The 3,277-nt window shown below is 71.5% G+C and carries 4 protein-coding genes; 1 reads left to right on the top strand and 3 read right to left on the bottom strand.

Annotated features, from left to right (window positions below; genetic code table 11):
* Positions 1-5: 5 nt before the first annotated feature.
* Genes VGZ32_RS27225 through VGZ32_RS27215 form a run of 3 tightly spaced genes read right to left on the bottom strand, consistent with a single transcriptional unit; the run spans position 6 to position 1,997 of the window.
* Positions 6-659 (bottom strand): pentapeptide repeat-containing protein, encoded by a 654-nt coding sequence (locus VGZ32_RS27225; protein ID WP_326889080.1) that lies wholly within the window; start codon positions 657-659, stop codon positions 6-8.
* A 9-nt stretch (positions 660-668) separates the two neighbouring features.
* A complete protein-coding gene (locus VGZ32_RS27220) occupies positions 669-1,475 on the bottom strand; it encodes an N-formylglutamate amidohydrolase (protein ID WP_326889079.1) in 807 nt (268 codons plus the stop codon).
* Between the two features lie 45 nt (positions 1,476-1,520).
* Complete coding sequence (locus VGZ32_RS27215; protein ID WP_326889078.1) at positions 1,521-1,997, bottom strand: DUF3052 family protein; 477 nt, start codon at positions 1,995-1,997, stop codon at positions 1,521-1,523.
* A gap of 124 nt (positions 1,998-2,121) precedes the next feature.
* On the opposite strand from VGZ32_RS27215, the gene VGZ32_RS27210 reads away from it, so the two are divergent.
* Positions 2,122-3,277, top strand: a 1,156-nt coding sequence (locus VGZ32_RS27210; RefSeq protein WP_326889077.1) for an amidase, incomplete at its 3' end; no start/stop codon positions are given.

The raw sequence follows: 3,277 nt of genomic DNA, 5'->3' as shown, positions 1-3,277 counted from the left end.
CCGGCTCAGCGGTCCTGGACGGTGATGCCGAGCGCGGCGGCGAGAGCCGGGGCGAGGTCCACCAGCTGCCCGCTGTCGATCACCGCGCCGCGCAGCCCGTCGAAGCCGCCGGATATCCCCAGCTGTGCGCCGCGCAGATCGACCTGGGCGCATTCGGCTTTGGCGAACGTGACCTCCTCCAGGCGGCAGTCCGGGAAGCCGACGCGATCGAGTTCGGCGCCGGAGAAGTCGACGTCGCGCAGCAGGCAGGAGTCGAACACCACCTCGGTGAAGTGGGCGCCGCGGAAGTTGACCGAGTCGAACTTGCAGCGCTGGAACACCACGCGGCGCCACTGGGCGTCGTAAGCCTGGACGCCTGCTATGCCGGCCGCCACGAACCAGGAGTCCAGCCAGTCGGTCTGGGCGAGATCGGCGGCGACCAGCCGGGTCTCGTGCAGCCACACGTCGCTGAACCGGGACTGGCGCAGGCTCGCCTCCTCCAACCGCACCCCGTTGAACGCGCACTCGAGGAAGCGTGCGCCGTTCGCGGAGACGTTCTCGAAGACGGCGTCGGCGAAGTGGTAGGCGTCGAAGTCGTCGGTGGCGCTGAAGTCGTCGTCGAACGGGCGCAGCGCAGACGCGAAGGACAGATCGGCGAGGCTTTGCGGGACGGCGTTCACGGCGGCTCCTCAGCGGTCGTCGGCGGGTGCGTGCACGGCGGCATCGATCAGCTGGGCGAGTGCTGCCGCCACGCGATCGATCCCGTACGTCGGCTCGCCACCCGGCTCGGTCATATAAACGTCACGGCGGATCTCGATCATGAGCGCGGTGACGGCTCGGTGCGTTCCGTAGTGGCGCAGCGGCACGTAACACCCCGCGAAAGGACTGTCGAGCCCCACCTCGCCGCAGTCCCGGAACGCGGCACGCGCTGCGGCGAGCAGCCAGGGCGGCGTGTGAAAGGCGTCCGTGCCGAGACAGATCTCCGGGCGAGGTCCGTCCGCGTGCAGCTCGTAGGGGAGCGGCTTGCTCGGATATGAGTGCACGTCGATGATCACGGCCCGGCCTGTCGCGGCAAGCCGAGCGTCCACGAGGTCCGCCATCGCTAGCGCGTACGGATGGAAGTAGCGGGATAGCAGGTCCGCGACGTGCTCGGGGTCGTCCGCGCGCAGCGGCCGACCGGACGTGGTTTTGGTGTAGACGGCTCCCATGCCCACCGCGCGCATCTCCTCGCGCTCGTCGGGGAAGCGCTCGGGATCTACCACGAGCCGCGACAGCCGGTTGGCGAAGGTCCACGGCCGGTGTGCCGCGGCCGCGGCGGCGCGCGCGGCGATGAGGCCGGTGTGCGAGTCGGTCATGTCGTCGAGCTCGGCGGCCAGGGCGACGTCGTCGAGCAGGATTCGGCGCCGCACCTCGTCGGGGATGGCGCGCGAGCCGTGCGGCACGTGCAGCACGACGGCGCCGTCCGGGGTGCCGGGGATCGTCTCGAAGCCGGACATCGGGATCACGCTACTGGACGGCGCCGACACGTCGGCGGGTGAGGCTCACGCGCCGCGACGCAGCTCGCGCCGCACGACCAGGCGCAGCCCCGTCCACGTCTCGTCGACTGCGCAGACCTTGTTGTCCACCAGCCCGGTCGGCAGCGCCAGCTCCCGCACGACGTTGTCGTCGACCTCGGTGGCCAGACCGGAGGCCCGCTTGGGCCAGGCGATCCACAACGCGCCGGCCGGCTTCAGCGCAGGCCGGACCGCGACGACCCAGCGGGCGAGCGTGTCGCGCCGCCTGGTGAAGCCGACGACGACGTCGATCAGCCGGCCGTCGAGGAAGTCGGCGCCGGCCGAATCAGCGCTCGGCGAACCAGATCCGGAGAACGCCATGGCGGGCGCCCGCTCGACGGTCACGCCGACCGGCAGCGGATCGAGCAGCGCCTCGAAGCCCTCGGGCGCGTCCAGCAGGACGACCGTCGCGCCCTCCTTGATGCCGAGCTTGCGGGGCAGCAGGGTCCCTGAATAACCGGCCATGCGGACAGCCTCGGGGAACGCGCCGTTCCCGGCAACCTGGTTATGCCTTGGAAGGATTATGTTCAAAAAGCGGATAGACACACGGTGCTTGGCAAGCGGGCCATCACGCGTTTGAATCACGGCCATGACCTCGACGGCCTGGATCGGCAAGACCGCCGCGCAGATCTCCGACGCCGTGCGCACCGGCCAAGTCACCCCGCGCGACGTCGTCGCGGCACATCTCGAGCGCATCGCCCGGCTCGATCCCCGCCTCAGCGCGTTCCGCCGGGTCCGCCACGACGAGGCCCTGGCCGAGGCCGACGAGGTCGCCGCCCGCCCCGATCTGGCCGAGCTGCCGCTCGCCGGGGTGCCCGTCGCGATCAAGGACAACGTCGAGGTCGCCGGAGAGCAGAAACGCAACGGCACCACCGCGAGCCCGGCAGACCCGAACCCCGTCGACCACCCGGTGGTGCAGCGACTGAGGGCGGCCGGCGCAGTCGTCGTGGGCCTCACAAACGTCCCGGAGCTGTGCCTCTTCCCGATGTCCGACAGTCCCTTCGCAGTCGTACGCAACCCGTGGAACCGCGAGCGCACCCCCGGCGGCTCGTCCGGCGGCAGCGCGGCGGCCGTGGCGGCGGCGCTGGTACCCCTCGCGCACGGCAACGACGGGCTCGGCTCGATCCGCATCCCCGCCTCCTGCTGCGGCCTGGTCGGCATCAAGCCGGGCCGCGACGTGGTCCCGGTCTCCCTCGACGGCACCGAGCAGTGGTTCGGCCTGGTCGAGAACGGCCCGCTGGCCACTACGGTCCAGGACGCGGCGACCGCGCTGTCGGTCATGGCCGACGCCCCGGCGCTGGCCGAACTCGAGGAGCCCGAGCCGCTGCGCATCGGCATCTCGGTGCGCCCGATCCAGGCCGTCAGCCCGATCGACCGGCCGTGTGCCCAGGCCGCCGTGTCGCTGTTCGCCGTCCTCACCGGGCTCGGCCACACGGTGGCTCGCCACACCCGCGGCTACCCCGTTTGGCTCGGCCCTTCGAACCTGAGCACCTGGTACTCCTGCGCCTCCCTCGACACAGACGAACTCGACCAAGCCGAACTGGGCCACGCCGTGCGGCAGATGATCCAGGTCGGGCGCGTTCTGAGGAGGCTCCACACGGACGGGGCGCGAGGACGGGCCCGCTGGCGCGGCGGCGCCGCGGAGACCTACTTCGGCGACGACATCGACGTCCTGGTGCTGCCCGCCCTGGCCACCGCGCCGCCCGAGGCCCGGCGCTGGGGAGAACACAGCGCCGCACGCGCGA

Origin of the sequence: Actinocrinis sp. (assembly GCF_035938995.1) — a bacterium.
Classification (GTDB): Bacteria; Actinomycetota; Actinomycetes; order Streptomycetales; family Catenulisporaceae; genus DASZGI01.
This window is presented reverse-complemented; position numbering and strand designations above follow the sequence as displayed.

What these genes read in the sequence shown, in the direction of transcription:
- VGZ32_RS27220 (WP_326889079.1), bottom strand. Translation starts at nt 1,475, where the DNA reads ATGTCCGGCTTCGAGACGATCCCCGGCACCCCGGACGGCGCCGTCGTG.
- VGZ32_RS27215 (WP_326889078.1), bottom strand. Translation starts at nt 1,997, where the DNA reads ATGGCCGGTTATTCAGGGACCCTGCTGCCCCGCAAGCTCGGCATCAAG.